The 15,706-nt window shown below is 62.5% G+C and carries 15 protein-coding genes; 10 read left to right on the top strand and 5 right to left on the bottom strand.

Annotated features, from left to right (window positions below):
- Nucleotides 1-3: 3 nt before the first annotated feature.
- The gene (gene nuoN / locus QLG03_RS09125; protein ID WP_004201737.1) at nt 4-1,461 is read left to right on the top strand and encodes an NADH-quinone oxidoreductase subunit NuoN; all 1,458 of its coding nucleotides are present in this window, start codon (nt 4-6) and stop codon (nt 1,459-1,461) included.
- Nucleotides 1,462-1,517: 56 nt separating this feature from the next.
- On the opposite strand, the gene rnz is transcribed toward nuoN, so the two are convergent.
- Complete coding sequence (gene rnz, locus QLG03_RS09120; protein ID WP_255988998.1) at nt 1,518-2,438, bottom strand: ribonuclease Z; 921 nt, start codon at nt 2,436-2,438, stop codon at nt 1,518-1,520.
- 57 nt (nt 2,439-2,495) lie between these two features.
- Between rnz and QLG03_RS09115 the strand changes: the two genes are divergently transcribed.
- The 7 genes from QLG03_RS09115 to menE all read left to right on the top strand — a co-directional run bounded on the left by QLG03_RS09115 (nt 2,496) and on the right by menE (nt 10,085).
- Entirely contained in the window at nt 2,496-2,957 is a 462-nt protein-coding gene (locus QLG03_RS09115; protein ID WP_048336241.1) for a GNAT family N-acetyltransferase, read from the top strand.
- Between the two features lie 135 nt (nt 2,958-3,092).
- Nucleotides 3,093-4,382: an isochorismate synthase MenF gene (menF, locus tag QLG03_RS09110; RefSeq protein WP_255989000.1), complete on the top strand. Its 1,290-nt coding sequence runs from the start codon at nt 3,093-3,095 to the stop codon at nt 4,380-4,382.
- An 82-nt stretch (nt 4,383-4,464) separates the two neighbouring features.
- Nucleotides 4,465-6,135, top strand: a complete 1,671-nt coding sequence (menD, locus tag QLG03_RS09105) for a 2-succinyl-5-enolpyruvyl-6-hydroxy-3-cyclohexene-1-carboxylic-acid synthase (protein ID WP_255989001.1) — start codon at nt 4,465-4,467, stop codon at nt 6,133-6,135.
- Nucleotides 6,132-6,890 (top strand): 2-succinyl-6-hydroxy-2,4-cyclohexadiene-1-carboxylate synthase, encoded by a 759-nt coding sequence (menH, locus tag QLG03_RS09100; RefSeq protein WP_050533217.1) that lies wholly within the window; start codon nt 6,132-6,134, stop codon nt 6,888-6,890. Before menD ends, menH begins: the two co-directional genes overlap by 4 nt.
- A gap of 14 nt (nt 6,891-6,904) precedes the next feature.
- Complete coding sequence (gene menB / locus QLG03_RS09095; RefSeq protein WP_004201730.1) at nt 6,905-7,762, top strand: 1,4-dihydroxy-2-naphthoyl-CoA synthase; 858 nt, start codon at nt 6,905-6,907, stop codon at nt 7,760-7,762.
- Nucleotides 7,762-8,727 carry an o-succinylbenzoate synthase gene (gene menC, locus QLG03_RS09090; protein WP_080901567.1) on the top strand — a complete coding sequence of 322 codons (966 nt, stop codon included), beginning with the start codon at nt 7,762-7,764 and terminating at the stop codon, nt 8,725-8,727. The genes menB and menC overlap by 1 nt, the downstream gene beginning before the upstream one ends.
- Nucleotides 8,724-10,085 carry an o-succinylbenzoate--CoA ligase gene (menE, locus tag QLG03_RS09085; protein ID WP_064155535.1) on the top strand — a complete coding sequence of 454 codons (1,362 nt, stop codon included), beginning with the start codon at nt 8,724-8,726 and terminating at the stop codon, nt 10,083-10,085. The genes menC and menE overlap by 4 nt, the downstream gene beginning before the upstream one ends.
- Here the strand turns inward: menE and QLG03_RS09080 are convergent.
- The 3 genes from QLG03_RS09080 to QLG03_RS09070 are packed head-to-tail and all read right to left on the bottom strand — an operon-like array spanning nt 10,082 to nt 13,038.
- Nucleotides 10,082-11,599, bottom strand: a complete 1,518-nt coding sequence (locus QLG03_RS09080; protein WP_023290502.1) for a tripartite tricarboxylate transporter permease — start codon at nt 11,597-11,599, stop codon at nt 10,082-10,084. The two genes, menE and QLG03_RS09080, sit on opposite strands and share 4 nt — an antisense overlap.
- A gap of 11 nt (nt 11,600-11,610) precedes the next feature.
- Nucleotides 11,611-12,042, bottom strand: a complete 432-nt coding sequence (locus QLG03_RS09075) for a tripartite tricarboxylate transporter TctB family protein (RefSeq protein WP_023290501.1) — start codon at nt 12,040-12,042, stop codon at nt 11,611-11,613.
- Between the two features lie 15 nt (nt 12,043-12,057).
- Complete coding sequence (locus tag QLG03_RS09070) at nt 12,058-13,038, bottom strand: tripartite tricarboxylate transporter substrate binding protein (RefSeq protein WP_048297924.1); 981 nt, start codon at nt 13,036-13,038, stop codon at nt 12,058-12,060.
- Nucleotides 13,039-13,171: 133 nt separating this feature from the next.
- Here QLG03_RS09070 and tctD point away from each other — a divergent pair, with 133 nt between their 5' ends.
- The gene (gene tctD, locus QLG03_RS09065) at nt 13,172-13,849 is read left to right on the top strand and encodes a transcriptional regulator TctD (protein ID WP_032453566.1); all 678 of its coding nucleotides are present in this window, start codon (nt 13,172-13,174) and stop codon (nt 13,847-13,849) included.
- A complete protein-coding gene (locus QLG03_RS09060; protein WP_117129357.1) occupies nt 13,836-15,242 on the top strand; it encodes a sensor histidine kinase in 1,407 nt (468 codons plus the stop codon). Before tctD ends, QLG03_RS09060 begins: the two co-directional genes overlap by 14 nt.
- Here QLG03_RS09060 and nudI read toward each other — a convergent pair.
- Entirely contained in the window at nt 15,234-15,659 is a 426-nt protein-coding gene (gene nudI, locus QLG03_RS09055; RefSeq protein ID WP_023290497.1) for a nucleoside triphosphatase NudI, read from the bottom strand. The genes QLG03_RS09060 and nudI overlap by 9 nt on opposite strands.
- Nucleotides 15,660-15,706 lie beyond the last annotated feature (47 nt).

The raw sequence follows: 15,706 nt of genomic DNA, 5'->3' as shown, positions 1-15,706 counted from the left end.
GCCATGACAATAACTCCACAACAACTGATCGCACTGCTACCGCTGCTGATCGTCGGCTTGACGGTGGTGGTTGTGATGCTCTCCATTGCGTGGCGACGCAATCATTTTCTCAATGCCACGCTGTCGGTTCTCGGGCTTAACGCCGCGCTGGTCTCGCTCTGGTTCGTCGGCCAGAACGGGGCGATGGACGTCACGCCGCTGATCCGCGTTGACGGCTACGCTATGCTCTATACCGGGCTGGTGCTGCTGGCGAGCCTCGCGACCTGTACTTTCGCCTACCCGTGGCTTGAGGGTTACAAGGACAACAAAGAAGAGTTCTACCTGCTGGTGTTGATTGCCGCCCTGGGCGGCATTCTGCTGGCCGGTGCGAATCATCTGGCGGCGCTGTTCCTCGGCATCGAGTTGATCTCCTTGCCGCTGTTCGGCCTGGTCGGCTACGCCTTCCGCCAGAAGCGTTCGCTGGAAGCGAGCATCAAATACACCATCCTCTCCGCGGCAGCCTCCTCTTTCCTGCTGTTCGGTATGGCGCTGGTGTATGCGAACTCCGGCAACCTGTCCTTCCTTGCGCTGGGCAAGAGCCTGGCGGACAACACCCTGCACGAGCCGCTGCTGCTGGCAGGGCTCGGCCTGATGATCGTCGGTCTTGGCTTTAAGCTGTCGCTGGTGCCGTTCCACCTGTGGACGCCGGACGTTTACCAGGGGGCGCCTGCGCCGGTCTCCACCTTCCTGGCGACCGCCAGCAAGATTGCTATCTTCGGCGTGGTGATGCGTCTGTTCCTGTACATGCCGGTGGGCAACAGCGAAGCGGTGCGCGTGGTGCTGGGGCTGATCGCCTTCGCCTCTATCATCTTCGGTAACCTGATGGCGCTGAGCCAGACCAATATCAAACGTCTGCTCGGTTACTCTTCTATCTCCCACCTCGGCTATCTGCTGGTGGCGCTGATCGCCCTGCAAAGCGGCGAAATGTCGATGGAAGCCGTTGGCGTCTACCTGGCCGGCTACCTGTTCAGCAGCCTCGGCGCGTTCGGCGTGGTCAGCCTGATGTCCAGCCCATACCGTGGCCCGGACGCGGACTCGCTGTTCTCCTACCGCGGTCTGTTCTGGCACCGTCCGATCCTGTCGGCGGTGATGACGGTGATGATGCTCTCCCTGGCCGGTATCCCAATGACGCTCGGCTTTATCGGTAAGTTCTACGTGCTGGCCGTCGGTGTTCACGCCCATCTGTGGTGGCTGGTTGCCGCGGTGGTTGTCGGCTCGGCGATCGGTCTCTACTACTACCTGCGCGTGGCGGTGAGTTTGTACCTGAGCGCGCCGGAGCAGCTGAACCGTGATGCGCCGTCGAACTGGCAGTACAGCGCGGGCGGTATCGTGGTGCTGATCTCTGCCCTGCTGGTGCTGGTGCTCGGTATCTGGCCGCAGCCGCTGATTAGCATCGTGCAGCTGGCGACGCCGCTGATGTAAGTTGATTGCCTCAATAAAAAAACCGCCGGAATGGCGGTTTTTTTATGCCCGGAATGTTACGCCACCCTGTAGACCATAAAGTCTTCCGCCAGCAGGGTGTCCGGGAAAATCTCCCGGCATTCCGCCAGCATCCGCAGGCAGCCTTCGGCATCGTAGCGTGAGCTAAAGTGGGTGGCGATTAGCGTGCCGACCCCCGCTTCTTTGGCAAGCGCTGCGGTCTGCTGACTGGAAGAGTGGCCGCGGCTATTGGCTTTCTCCACCATCGCCTGCTCCAGCGTGGTTTCGTGCACCATCACATCCGCCCCGCGCGCCATTTCCAGCGCCTGCGGGCAGGGGGCGGTATCGCCGAAGATGGCCAGCGTTTTACCCGGCGTAGCGGGTCCCAGGTAGCGGCTGCCGTCGATCGTCCGGCCATCCGCCAGCGTGACCTGTTCACCGCGCTTAAGCCGGTGAAACAGCGGTCCGGGGGGCACGCCGTCGGCAATCAGCTGGGCGGCGTCGAGGGCGCCGGGCTTGTCATGCTGCTCAATGCGATACCCGTAGCACTCCACCGGATGGCTGAGCGGGAACGCGGTGACCCGATAGCCCTCTTCGTCGAACACCAGACCGGGGCCGACTTCGACGATGGTCAGGGGGTAATCGGTCCACGAACCGCTGAGGCGCAGCGCGGTGTCAATGAATTCCTTTATTCCTTTTGGTCCGTAGACCGTCAGCGGCAGCGAATTCCCCTGCATCGAGCGGCTGCACAGCAGGCCGGGCAGGCCGAACAGATGGTCGCCGTGCAGATGGGTAATAAAGATCTTATTCAGTTTGCCTGGATGATGGGGCGTATGCAGAAATTGATGCTGGGTCCCTTCGCCGCAGTCAAACAACCACATTTCGGCGCGGGTTGGCTGTTGCAAATTGAGTAATATCGACGTCATATTACGCGTGCGGGTCGGCACCCCGGCGGATGTCCCCAAAAAAGTTAATTCCATCGTCCAGTGTCCTCAGGGCGAGTCGCAAAGTATCAGTATATCAATAAGGAGCAGCAGATGATGACCTGGCAGGATCTCCATCATAGTGAACTGACCGTTGCCCAGCTGTATGCGCTGCTGAAGCTGCGCAGCGAAGTCTTTGTCGTGGAGCAGCAGTGCGCCTATCAGGATGTCGACGGCGATGATTTGGTCGGGGAAAATCGCCATCTGCTCGGCTGGCGCGATGGCGAACTGGTGGCCTATGCGCGGATCCTTAAAAGCGAAGAGACGTACGATCCGGTGGTGATTGGCCGGGTTATCGTCAGCCCCGCCGCGCGCGGTGAAAAGCTCGGCCATCAGCTGATGGCGCAGGCGCTGGCCAGCTGTCAGCGGCACTGGCCGCAAAAGGCGATTTACCTCGGGGCGCAGGCGCATCTGCAAGCCTTTTACGCCCACTTCGGTTTTACGCCAGTGACTGAGGTCTATGATGAGGATGGCATTCCGCACATCGGCATGGCGCGGGAAAGCCGCGCTCTCTGACCCCTGAACACTCGCGTCCCAACCTTGTTCCGGGCCGGCGAGCGGGGGAGTTAAAACCCGCTCCCTCGTCATGGGTACTGCTATTCCGCCGTTGAACCCCTTATAATGTGGGGTTTTACTACCGTGGAGGTTTGCGTGCTGTCTGTTTCCACTGCGCTGGCCCGTTTACGTGACGGCCTGAGTGAGCCCTTTCCTGACTCACCCGGCACGCGAATTATCGATATTGCCTTTCCGCTGAATGATGCCTTCGATCCGCTGCTATGGTGCGGCCAGCAGCCGCAGTGGCCGCAGTTCTACTGGCAGCAGCGCAATGGCGACGAGGAGCTGGCGGCGCTGGGGGCGGTAAAAAGCTTTCCCTCGCTCGACGCCGCAAACCGCTTTTTACACCAGGCCGGGCGGCATGATCTGCGCATCTGCGGCCTGAATGCGTTTGCCCCGCAGCAGGGCCGGCTGGTGCTGCCGCGTCTGGAGTGGCGTCGGTGCGGCGGCAGGGCCGTGATGCGGCTGGTGCTGCACAGCGACCTCTCCCTGCGCGACGATGCCGTGACGGCGGGTGATTTTCTCGCCAGTCTGACCACCGCCCAGGCGACCCCTGGCGGCGTGCCGCCGCTGCTGAGCGAGCGCCACTCCTCCGATTATCCCCAGTGGCAGGCAATGATAGACCAGGCGACGCAGGCCATCGCCGCCGGCGACATGGATAAAGTGGTGCTGGCGCGGGCAACCGACCTGCAGTTTGCCGCCCCGCTGGATGCCGTGAGCATCATGGCCGCCAGCCGCAGCCGCAATCTTAACTGTTTTCATTTCCTGATGGCGTTCAGTGCCCGGCAGGCGTTTTTCGGCTCCACGCCGGAGCGGCTGTGGCGCCGGCGCGGCGCGCTGCTGCGCACCGAAGCGCTGGCGGGCACCGTCGCTAATCATCAGGATGACGCGAAGGCGCAGCAGCTGGCCGACTGGTTGATGAAAGACGACAAAAATCAGCGGGAAAACATGCTGGTGGTGGAGGATATCTGCCAGCGCCTGCAAAGTGAGGCCTCGACGCTGGACGTTCTGCCGCCGCAGGTGGTGAGGCTGCGCAAGGTGCAGCATCTCCGACGCTGCATCTGGACCGAGCTGGCGGAGCCTGACGACAGCCGCTGTCTGCTGCAGCTCCAGCCCACCGCCGCGGTGGCCGGCCTGCCGCGGCAGGCGGCGCTGGCATTCATTCAGCGCCATGAACCTTTTTCCCGTGAATGGTACGCCGGCTCCGCCGGGTATCTGTCGCTGGCGCAAAGCGAGTTTTGCGTGGCGCTGCGTTCGGCGAAAGTGGACAACGACACTCTGCGACTGTATGCCGGGGCGGGGATCGTCAGCGGCTCCGATGCGCAGCAGGAGTGGCAGGAGATTGACAACAAAGCGGCCGGGCTGCGCTCGCTGCTGTGTCCATAAGACGGGAATGACGATGCATATCAAAACGCCGTCACTTTGCCTTATCTATACTTAGCATCAATATTTGATACCGGACAATTTCATGTCAGTAAGCGCATTTAACCGACGCTGGGCGGCGGTGATCCTGGAAGCTTTAACGCGCCACGGCGTGCAGCATATCTGCATTGCGCCGGGCTCGCGCTCGACACCCTTAACCCTGGCGGCGGCGGAAAACCGCGCCTTTATCCATCATACCCATTTTGACGAACGCGGCCTTGGCCACCTGGCGCTCGGTCTGGCGAAAGCCAGTCGTCAGCCGGTGGCGGTTATTGTGACCTCCGGGACCGCCACCGCGAACCTATATCCGGCGCTGATTGAGGCGGGGCTTACCGGGGAAAAGCTGATTCTCCTGACCGCTGACCGTCCGCCGGAGCTGATCGACTGCGGCGCCAATCAGGCGATTCGTCAGCCGGGGATGTTCGCCTCCCATCCGTCGCAGACGATTTCTCTGCCGCGTCCCTCGCAGGATATTTCCGCCCGCTGGCTGGTCTCGACCCTCGACCAGGCCTTGGGCGAGCTGCACGCCGGCGGGGTGCATATCAACTGCCCGTTCGCCGAACCGCTGTATGGCGATATGAATGATACCGGCGTGGAGTGGCAGCAGCAGCTCGGCAACTGGTGGCAGAGCGATAAACCCTGGTTACGTCAGGCGCTGCAGATGGAAAGTGAGAAACAGCGCGACTGGTTCTTCTGGCGGCAAAAGCGCGGCGTGGTCGTGGCGGGCAGAATGAGCGCCGCCGAAGGGAAAAAAGTGGCCGAGTGGGCGCAAACCCTCGGCTGGCTGCTGATCGGCGATATCCTGTCACAGACCGGGCAGCCGCTGCCGTGCGCTGACCTGTGGCTGGGCAACGGCAAAGCGGTGAGCGAGCTGGCGCAGGCGCAGATCGTGGTTCAGCTCGGCAGCAGCCTGACCGGCAAGCGGGTCCTGCAGTGGCAGGCCACCTGCGAGCCTGATGAATACTGGCTGGTGGATAATCTGCCCGGCCGTCTCGATCCGGCGCAGCACCGCGGCCGTCGTCTGCTCGCCAGCATTGACCGCTGGCTTGAGCTTCACCCGGCGGAGAAACGCCAGCCGTGGGCGACGGCTATTCCTGAACTGGCCCGACAGGCGTGGGAGGCGGCGGTCGCCAGCAACGAACCCTTTGGCGAAGCGCAGTTGGCGCAGCGAATTCGGCGCTATCTGCCGGAACAGGGGCAACTGTTTGTCGGCAACAGCCTGGTGGTGCGCCTGATCGACGCCCTGGCGCAGCTGCCGGCTGGCTACCCGGTTTATAGCAACCGCGGCGCCAGCGGCATTGATGGCTTGATCGCCACCGCCGCCGGCGTCCAGCGCGCCAGCGCCCGGCCAACCCTGGCTATCGTCGGCGATCTTTCGGCGCTGTACGATCTCAACTCGCTGGCCCTGCTGCGCCAGGCGTCGGCGCCGTTGGTGCTGATCGTGGTGAACAACAACGGCGGGCAGATTTTCTCCATGCTGCCGACGCCGCAGGACGAGCGGCGCCAGTTCTACTTAATGCCGCAGGACGTTGATTTCAGCCACGCGGCGGCGATGTTCGGCCTGGTCTATCATCGCCCGGCTGACTGGCAGGCGCTGGATGAGGCGCTGGCCGGCGCCTGGCGCAGGGCAGGGGCGACGGTGATTGAGCTGGCGGTCAATGAGACCGACGGCACGCAGACCCTCCAGCAGCTGCTGGCGCAGGTAAGTCGCCTGTGACCCTCAGCGCTGCTGTCGAACATGGCCAGCCGGGTTATCCCTGGCTGGTCTTTCTGCACGGTTTTTCCGGCGACCGCCATGAGTGGCGGGAAGTAGGCGACGCGTTTCGCGCCTGGCCGCGGCTGTATCTCGATCTGCCGGGCCACGGCGGCTCGGCGGATATCGCGGTGCAGAACTTTGCCGGGGTCAATATTTTGCTGCAGGCTACGCTTAATAGTTACAACATACTTAACTACTGGCTGATCGGTTACTCGCTGGGGGGCCGGGTGGCGATGAACTTCGCCTGCCAGCCGCGCGCGGGCCTGCGCGGCCTGATCGTTGAGGGCGGCCATCCGGGGCTGCAGGATGCCGAAGCGCGGCAGGCGCGGCGCAGCAACGACAGCGCCTGGGCGGAACGTTTTCGCCATGAGCCGTTGGCGCAGGTCTTTGCCGACTGGTATCAGCAGCCGGTCTTCGCTTCACTGGATGCCGGGCAGCGCGCGGCGCTGGTCGCCTTACGCAGCCGGAACAACGGCGCGACGCTGGCCGAGATGCTGCAGGCGACCTCCCTTGCCGGGCAGGCCGATCTGCGCGCGTCCCTGCAGGCGCGCGATTTCCCCTTTCATTACCTGTGCGGCGAGCGCGACGCGAAGTTTCGCGCCATCGCGCAGGCGCTCGCGGCGGATCTCCATCTTATTCACCATGCCGGACACAACGCGCACCGGGACAACCCGGCGGCGGTGATTGCCTGTCTGGCGCAGATTCTGGCAAGTTAACTGAAGGACATTCTATGATCTCTCTTGATGAAGCAATGCTCTATGCCCCTGTTGAATGGCACGATTGTTCCGAAGGCTATACCGATATTCGCTATCACAAATCGGCCGACGGCATTGCCAAAATCACAATCAATCGCCCGCAGGTGCGCAACGCCTTCCGCCCGCTGACCGTCAAAGAGATGATCCAGGCGCTGGCGGATGCCCGTTATGACGACAATATCGGGGTGATTGTCCTGACCGGGGAAGGTGAGAAAGCCTTTTGCGCCGGCGGCGATCAGAAAGTCCGCGGCGATTACGGCGGCTATCAGGACGACTCCGGCGTGCATCATCTCAACGTACTCGACTTTCAGCGCCAGATCCGCACCTGCCCGAAGCCGGTGGTAGCGATGGTGGCCGGCTACTCTATCGGCGGCGGCCACGTGCTGCACATGATGTGCGATCTGACCATCGCGGCGGAAAACGCCATCTTCGGTCAGACCGGGCCGAAAGTCGGCTCCTTCGACGGCGGCTGGGGCGCCTCCTATATGGCGCGCATCGTCGGGCAGAAAAAAGCGCGCGAAATCTGGTTCCTCTGCCGTCAGTATGACGCGCAGCAGGCGCTGGACATGGGGCTGGTGAACACCGTGGTGCCGCTGGCGGATCTGGAAAAAGAGACGGTGCGCTGGTGTCGTGAAATGCTGCAGAACAGTCCAATGGCGCTGCGCTGCCTGAAAGCGGCGCTGAACGCCGACTGCGACGGCCAGGCCGGTCTGCAGGAGCTGGCGGGCAACGCCACTATGCTGTTCTACATGACGGAAGAGGGACAGGAAGGCCGCAATGCCTTCAACCAGAAACGTCAGCCGGACTTCAGCAAATTTAAACGGAATCCCTAATGCGCGTTTCGCAGGTTTACCGCTGGCAGATACCGATGGACGCGGGCGTGGTGCTGCGAGAACGGCGGTTAAAAACCCGCGACGGGCTGTTCATCCACCTGCGGGAGGGTGAGCGGGAGGGCTGGGGGGAAATTTCTCCCCTGCCGGGATTCAGCGCAGAGACCCTGGCGGAGGCGGAGGCGGCGCTGCTGCCCTGGGCTCAGGCCTGGCGCGACGGCGCGGAGCCGGCGCTTCCTGCGCTGCCCTCTGTCGCCTTTGGCATCAGCTGCGCGCAGGCGGAGCTCAGCGGCGAGCTGCCGCAGGCCGCGGATTATCGCGCGGCGCCGCTCTGCTCCGGCGATCCGGATGAGCTGTTCGCCAGACTGGCGGCGATGCCCGGCGAGAAAGTCGCTAAGGTGAAAGTGGGGCTCTGGGAGGCGGTCCGCGACGGCATGGTGGTTAATCTGCTGCTGGAAGCCATCCCCGACCTGCAGTTGCGTCTGGATGCCAACCGGGCCTGGACGCCGCTGAAAGCGCAGCAGTTTGCGAAATATGTCGATCCGGCGTATCGCCAGCGCATTGCCTTTCTTGAGGAACCTTGTAAAACGCGGGAGGACTCGCGGGCCTTTAGTCGCGAAACCGGGATCGCTATCGCCTGGGATGAAAGCCTGCGCGAGGCGGATTTTCGCTTCGTCGCCGAGCCGGGCGTGCGCGCGGTGGTGATCAAGCCGACGCTAACCGGCAGTTTACACCGGGTTCAGCAGCAGGTCGCCGCGGCCCATGCGCTGGGGCTGAGCGCGGTGATCAGCTCGTCGATCGAGTCCAGCCTCGGGTTAACCCAGCTGGCGCGGGTTGCCGCCTGGCTGACGCCGCAGACCATCCCCGGACTGGACACCCTGTCGCTGATGGGCGCCCAGCTGGTGCGGGCGTGGCCGGAAAGCACCCTGCCGATGCTCAGCATCGATACACTGGAGCCGCTGCTGTGACCTTTCGCGACTGGCCCTGGCGGCACTGGCGCCAGCGGCGCGGAGAGGCGCAGGCGCTGCGCCTGAATGACCAGCCGCTGACCTGGCGCGACCTGTGCGCCCGCGTTGACGCGCTGGCGGCCGGGTTTGCCGCGCAGGGCGTAACCGAAGGTCACGGGGTGGCGCTGCAGGCTTTTAACCAGCCGTCGACGCTGCTGGCCTGGCTGGCGCTGCTGCAGTGTGGCGCGCGGGTGCTGCCGCTGAATCCGCAGCTGCCGACGGCGTTGCTGCAGGAACTGCTGCCAGCGTTGACCGTCCAGCATCAGCTGGTGCTTAACGGCGATGCGCTGCCGGGGGATTTACCGGCGTTAACCCTGCAGGCGACAACGGGAACCCATGCTGTGCCGTGGCGTGGGGATCGTTTCGCCTCAATGACGCTGACCTCGGGGTCGACCGGTTTGCCGAAGGCGGCAGTGCATCATGCCAGCGCCCATCTGGCCAGCGCCGCCGGCGTGCTGGCGCTGATGCCGTTTGCCGCAGAAGATGACTGGCTGCTGTCGCTGCCGCTGTTTCATGTCTCCGGCCAGGGGATTATGTGGCGCTGGCTGCTGGCCGGCGCGCGGCTGACGGTGCGCGATAAACAGCCGCTGGCGCAGATGCTGCAGGGCTGTACCCATGCTTCGCTGGTGCCGACTCAGCTGTGGCGCCTGCTGAATGACGATGCTGCGCTTTCCCTCAAGGCGGTGCTGCTCGGCGGCGCGGCGATCCCGGTCGAATTGACCGAGCGGGCGCGGGGGCAGGGGGTACGCACCTACTGCGGCTATGGCCTGACCGAATTCGCTTCCACAGTCTGCGCTAAAGAGGCCGACGGCGCGGCGGATGTAGGCGCGGCGTTGCCGGGGCGGGAGATGAAAATCGTTGCCGGCGAGGTCTGGCTGCGGGCGGCGAGCATGGCCGCGGGCTACTGGCGCGACGGTCAATTGTTGCCATTGACCAACGACGAAGGGTGGTTTGCCACCCGCGATCGCGGCGAGATCATCGATGGACGGCTTACTCTCCTCGGGCGCCTGGATAATCTCTTTTTCAGCGGTGGGGAAGGGATCCAGCCGGAGGAGGTGGAACGGATCATCGGGGCGCATCCGCAGATACAGCAGGCGTTTGTCGTGCCGCTGGACGATGCGGAATATGGCCAGCGTCCGGTAGCGGTGGTGGAATGCGATGACGGCTGCGAAATGAGCGTGCTGGCGGCATGGAGCGCGGAACGGCTGGCGCGTTTCCAGCAGCCGGTGCGTTGGCTGCGGCTGCCGGAAACGTTAAAGAACGGTGGGATTAAGATCTCGCGCCGGGCGCTGCGCGAATGGGTCAATTCGCCGGCTTAGCCGATATTGGCTTCGGCGCGACGCTGGCGCTGTTTACGCCGCAGACGCAGCAGCGGCGGCACCACCAGCACGGCGATAGCCAGCACCAGCAGCGTTTTGGTCACCCCGCTTTGCCACAGGATCGCCAGATTGCCGTTGCTGATCGACAGCGCGCGACGCAGGTTCTGCTCCAGCATCTCCCCCAGCACGAAGCCAAGGATCAGCGGCGACATCGGGAAGTGCATTTTGCGCATGATGTAGCCGAGCACCCCGAGCCCCACCATCAGCAGCAGGTCAAAAGTGGTGCTGTGTACCGCGTAGACGCCGACGGCGGAGACCGCGGCGATGGCCGGGACCAGAAACCACAGCGGAATGGTCAGCATACGGGTGAACAGGCCGATCAGCGGAATGTTCATAATAAGCAGCATCACGTTGGCGATCAGCAGGGCGGCAATCAGCCCCCAGACGATATCCGGCTGCTCGGTGAACATTGCCGGGCCGGGGGTGATGTTATACAGCGTCAGCGCGCCCATCATCACCGCGGTGGTGCCGGACCCCGGCACGCCGAGCGTCAGCATGGGAATAAAGGAACCGCAGGCGGAGGCGTTATTGGCCGCTTCCGGCGCCGCCACGCCGCGAATATCGCCCTTGCCGAAGTTATCGCTGTTACCGCTGAGTTTTTTCTCCGTCATGTAGGTAATGGCGCTGGCGATGGTCGCCCCGGCGCCGGGCAGAATGCCGACGAAGAAACCCACCACCGAAGAGCGCAGGGTCGCGCCGACGCACTGCGCGGCCTCTTTGGTGTTAAACAGCATCCGTCCGGTTTTCCGCACCAGCGTTTGTCCGCCGCTGGTGCTCTCCAGCATCAACAGGATTTCTGAAACCGAGAACAGGCCGATCACCACCACAATAAACTGTACGCCGTCCGAGAGATGGACGCTGTCGAAGGTGAAGCGGTAAACCCCGGTATTGGCGTCCACCCCTACCGTCGCCAGACCCAGGCCGATTAACGCCGCGAGGAACGACTTCAGCGGGTTCTGCGCCATCATGCTGCCAAGACAGGCGATGGCGAAGACCATCAGCGCGAAGTACTCCGCCGGACCGAACGCCAGCGACCACTGGGCGAGCAGCGGCGCGAACAAAATAATACCGCCGATGGCGATCATTGAGCCAAAGAAGGAACTGACGGCGGAAATCGACAACGCAACGCCGCCGCGACCCTGCTGGGCCATCGGATAGCCGTCGAGGGCGGTCATAATGGCGGCGGCATCGCCGGGCACGTTCAACAGAATTGATGAAATACGCCCGCCGTATTCGCAACCGATATAAACCGTCGCCAGCAGGATCAGCGCCGATTCCGCGGGTAAATGCAGGGCGAAAGCCAGCGGCAGCAGAATCGCCACGCCGTTGATAGGCCCCAGCCCCGGCAGGAGGCCGACGATAGTCCCGACAAAGCAGCCGATCAGGGCGATCAGCAGGTTCTCCGGCGTCATGGCGACGGCGAAGCCCTGCGAGAGATAGATCCAGGTATCCATAAACGCCTCCGTTAATTAAACCAGATGCCAAGGGGCAGGGTGACATCGAGCAGGGTGTCGAAGGCGTACCATAACGACACGCCCATCGCGACGCCGGCAATGCCCGCCGCCGGCAGCGTCGCGCCGAACAGCAGACCAATGATCGCCGTCAGCAGCGCGGTGGCCAGCGGAAAACCGAGCCATTCAAACCCCCAGGCGTAGACCACCAGCACCACGACCATGGTCAGCAGACGCTGCAGCACATGCCGTCCCGGCCACTCGACGGCGTCCGGGCGACGCAGCAACATTAACGCCGAGCACAGCAGCATCAGGCCAATGATCCCGAGCGGGAAGGGACGCGGGCCGACGGGTTCATAGGCGTATTCGCTGTGGATCTGCCAGGCGATAAACAGACCGCCAATACATAACAACAGCCACACTCCGGCAAAAATACGATCGCTCATTAGCGCCTCCGCGGATTATTTTGCCAGGCCAAAGGCTTTCGCCTGTTCGCGATAGTCGCTGACCTGCTGCTTAACGTAGGTATCGAGCTCCTTGCCGTTCATGTTGAATTCAAACAGGCCGCGCAGTTCACGTTGCTTTTTGAACGCTTCGGTTTGCTGCAGTTTAGTGAATTCATCGACCCACCACTGGTACTCGGCGTCGCTGACTTTCGGGCCCATAAAGAAGCCGCGAATAATCGGCCAGACCAGGTCGTAGCCCTGCTCTTTAGCGGTGGGGACATCGGCGAGCGCGCCCGGCAGTCGTTCACTGGAGAAGACCGCCAGCACGCGGATTTTATTGCCCTGCAGATAGGGCACCATCTCGCTGAGATCGCCGGAGACCGCCTGCACATGGTTACCGAGCAGCGCGGTCACCGGCTCGCCGCCGCCCTCAAAGGCGACGTAGCGCATTTTATGCGGGTCGACGTTGGCTTTTTGCGCCAGCAGCGCCGCTTTCATCCAGTCCTGGCTGCCGATGGAGGCCCCGGCGCCAATCACGATACTGGAGGGATTTTTCTCCATCGCGGTCATAAACGACTTCAGATCTTTCCATGGCGAATCGGCGCGCACGGCGATCATGCCGTAGTCGGTGCCGACGCTCGCCAGCCAGCGCACGTCATCGACGCTGTAACGGCCGAATTTACCCTGCGACAGGTTCAGCAGCGAGCCGCCGGAGAAGGCGACGACGGTCCCCGGCTCTGCCGGGCGCTGGGCGACTATGGCGTTGTAGGCTACCGCGCCCACGCCGCCGGGCATATAGGTGACGCGCATCGGTTTCTCGATAGCGCCGGTTTCCATCAGGCTCACCTGAATCAGCTTACAGGTCAGGTCAAAGCCGCCGCCGGGTTTAGCGGGCGCGATACATTCGGTGCGGGACGGGGCCTCCGCGGCGAAGGCGGATGTGGTGCAAAGGCACAGCGCGATGGCGCTCAGATGGCGGAAAAATGGCGTTTTCATAGGCTTCCTCAGCAGGTACAGGGCAGGTTTTTTTGATTATGTGAACCGACATATGGCGATTCGGTTGCATGATTGTTAAAACAGTTACCTTTCATTTCCCTTTCAATGCAGCAGCAACGTTACAGGATGTGATATGCGTCTCTTATTAGCCGAGGATAATCGTGAGCTGGCTCACTGGCTGGAAAAAGCGCTGGTGCAGGGCGGTTTTGCCGTAGATTGCGTCGCTGACGGGCGTGCGGCCGACCATCTGCTGCAAAGCGAGCAATATGCGCTGGCGGTGCTGGATATCGGTATGCCGGGGTTCGATGGCCTTGAAGTGGTGCAGCGGCTGCGCAAGCGCGGGCAGACCCTGCCGGTGCTGTTGCTGACCGCCCGCAGCGCGGTAGCGGACCGGGTGAAGGGCTTAAATGCCGGCGCGGATGACTATTTACCTAAGCCCTTTGAGCTGGAAGAGCTCGACGCCCGCCTGCGGGCGCTGCTCCGGCGCAGCGAAGGGCAGGTGCATGAGGTGCAGCAGCTTGGCGAGCTGGCGTATTGTGACGAAGGCTATTTTTTACTCCGCGGCCAGATGTTGTCTCTGACGCCGCGCGAGCTGGCGCTATTGAAGGTGCTGATGTTTCGCCGCACTCGCCCGGTTTCCCGTCAGCAGCTGTTCGAACAGGTGTTCAGCCTCAGCGATGACGTCAGTCCGGAAAGCATCGAACTCTACATTCACCGTCTGCGCAAGAAACTTCAGGCGAGCAATGTGCGTATAACCACCCTGCGCGGTTTAGGCTATCTGCTTGAGTGCGAGCGCCATGAGATGGAGTAAGCTGCAATCGCTCTATGCCCAACTGTTGCTGTTTCTCGGCCTGCCGCTGGTCCTGCTGTGGGGACTCTCCGCGTTTAACAGCTACGTCAGCGCGCTGCAGGCGGCGACGCAAGCCTACGATCGTACCCTGCTGTCGTCGGCGCGGACGGTGGCCGAGCAGCTGGTGGTTCGCGGAGGGCAACTGGAGGTGAATGTGCCCTGGGTGGTGCTGGACAGCTTCGAGCTCAATATGAACGATCGTCTCTATTACAAGGTGCTCGACCCGCAGGGGAAGGTCATTTCCGGCTATGACGATCTGCCCGCGATGCCGCCCTCCACCTCGCGAACTCAGCTCTATCCGGCGCTGGCGTGGTTTTATCATACCGAATATCGCGGTCAGGCAATCCGCGTGGCGCGCCTGCTGCAGCCCATCAACGAAGGCGGCATCGTTGGCATGGCGGAGATATATATTGCCGAAACGCTGCAGTCCCGCCGCTGGCTGGCCGGACAATTACTCTTCTCATCCTGGGTGTCGCAGGGGTTACTGGTCCTGTTGACGCTGGTGCTGGCAGCCTGGCTGCTGCGCCGCGTGCTGCGGCCCATGCGTCAGCTCTCCGCGCTGATGGTGCGCCGTGAACCCGGTCTGCTGACGCCGCTGCCGGAGCTGCTGCCCTGGTCGGAAACGCGGCTGCTGATTGTCGCGTTCAACCGCTATATCGACCGCCTGCGGGTGATGATCTCCCGCCAGGAGCGCTTTAGCGCCGATGCGTCCCATCAGCTGAAAACACCGCTTGCGGTGCTGAAAACGCAGGCTTCGGTAGCCCTGGCCAGCGACGATCCGCAACTGTGGCGCGAAAGTCTGCAGGCGATGCGCGCCACGCTGGACGATACGGTCTTGTTAACGGAGCGGTTGCTGCAGCTGGCGACGGTAAAACAGCGGGAGCAGGCGTTTGCGGTGATTAACTTGCCGGAGATTGTGCGCAACAGCTGCTTTTCACGTATCGCGCAAGCGCGGAGCAAACATATCGATCTTGGCTACGAGGGCGAGCAGTCGGCGGTACATGTGGCAGGCGATAGCGTTCTGCTGGGGGAGCTGTGCGCTAACCTGCTCGACAATGCCATTCGCTATACCCCGGAATATGGAACGGTCACGCTTAGCCTGCATCGCGATGGCGACGCCGTGTTGCTCAGCGTGGAAGACAGCGGTCCGGGAATTGACGACCACCAGGTACACCAGGCGCTGATGCCGTTTCGCCGCCTCGATAACGCGGGCGCGATTCCCGGCGCCGGGCTGGGCCTGGCGCTGGTTAACGATATTGCACGTTTGCATCGTAGCCACCTGCAGCTTTCGCGCAGCGAAAGCCTGGGCGGACTGAAGGCGACGCTGCGCCTGCTGACCGTGGCGTCAGAGTAGCCCCTTCATGCTCAGGGTGAGGCGGGTGGCGGCATTGAGATCGTAGTTTTTAAGCTCATCCGCTTTCACCCAGGCGTAATCGTCAAACTCCTCGTTGATCGTTACGTCGCGATTGGCGCTAACGCAGTCGAAGATCAGATAGATCATATAGATCGTTTCCTGGCACCCGTCGGGATAGGTTTTCACGCGGGTATCGTCGCGGAAGCTCCATGGCGTGATACGGGTCAACTGCAGTTTTTCGCCAAGCTCCTCGCGGACTTCGCGTCGCAGCGCCTCTTCAATACTTTCCCCCGGCTCCATGCCGCCGCCGGCCAGCGCCCACTGTCCGGGAAAAACCCCGCGGTCGGCAGCCATCTTGCACAACAGGTAATGGCCATCATTTTGGATTAGCGGGCAAACAATCGTCCTTTGACGCATGATTTTTCTCCTTCGCAGTAAGTCGGGCCGGGTATCGAGGAAACAGT

The organism is Klebsiella sp. V115_8 (assembly GCF_029967715.1).
Classification (GTDB): domain Bacteria; phylum Pseudomonadota; class Gammaproteobacteria; order Enterobacterales; family Enterobacteriaceae; genus Klebsiella; species Klebsiella quasipneumoniae.
Note: the sequence above shows the minus strand (reverse complement) of the source record. Positions and strands in the feature narration are given on the sequence as shown.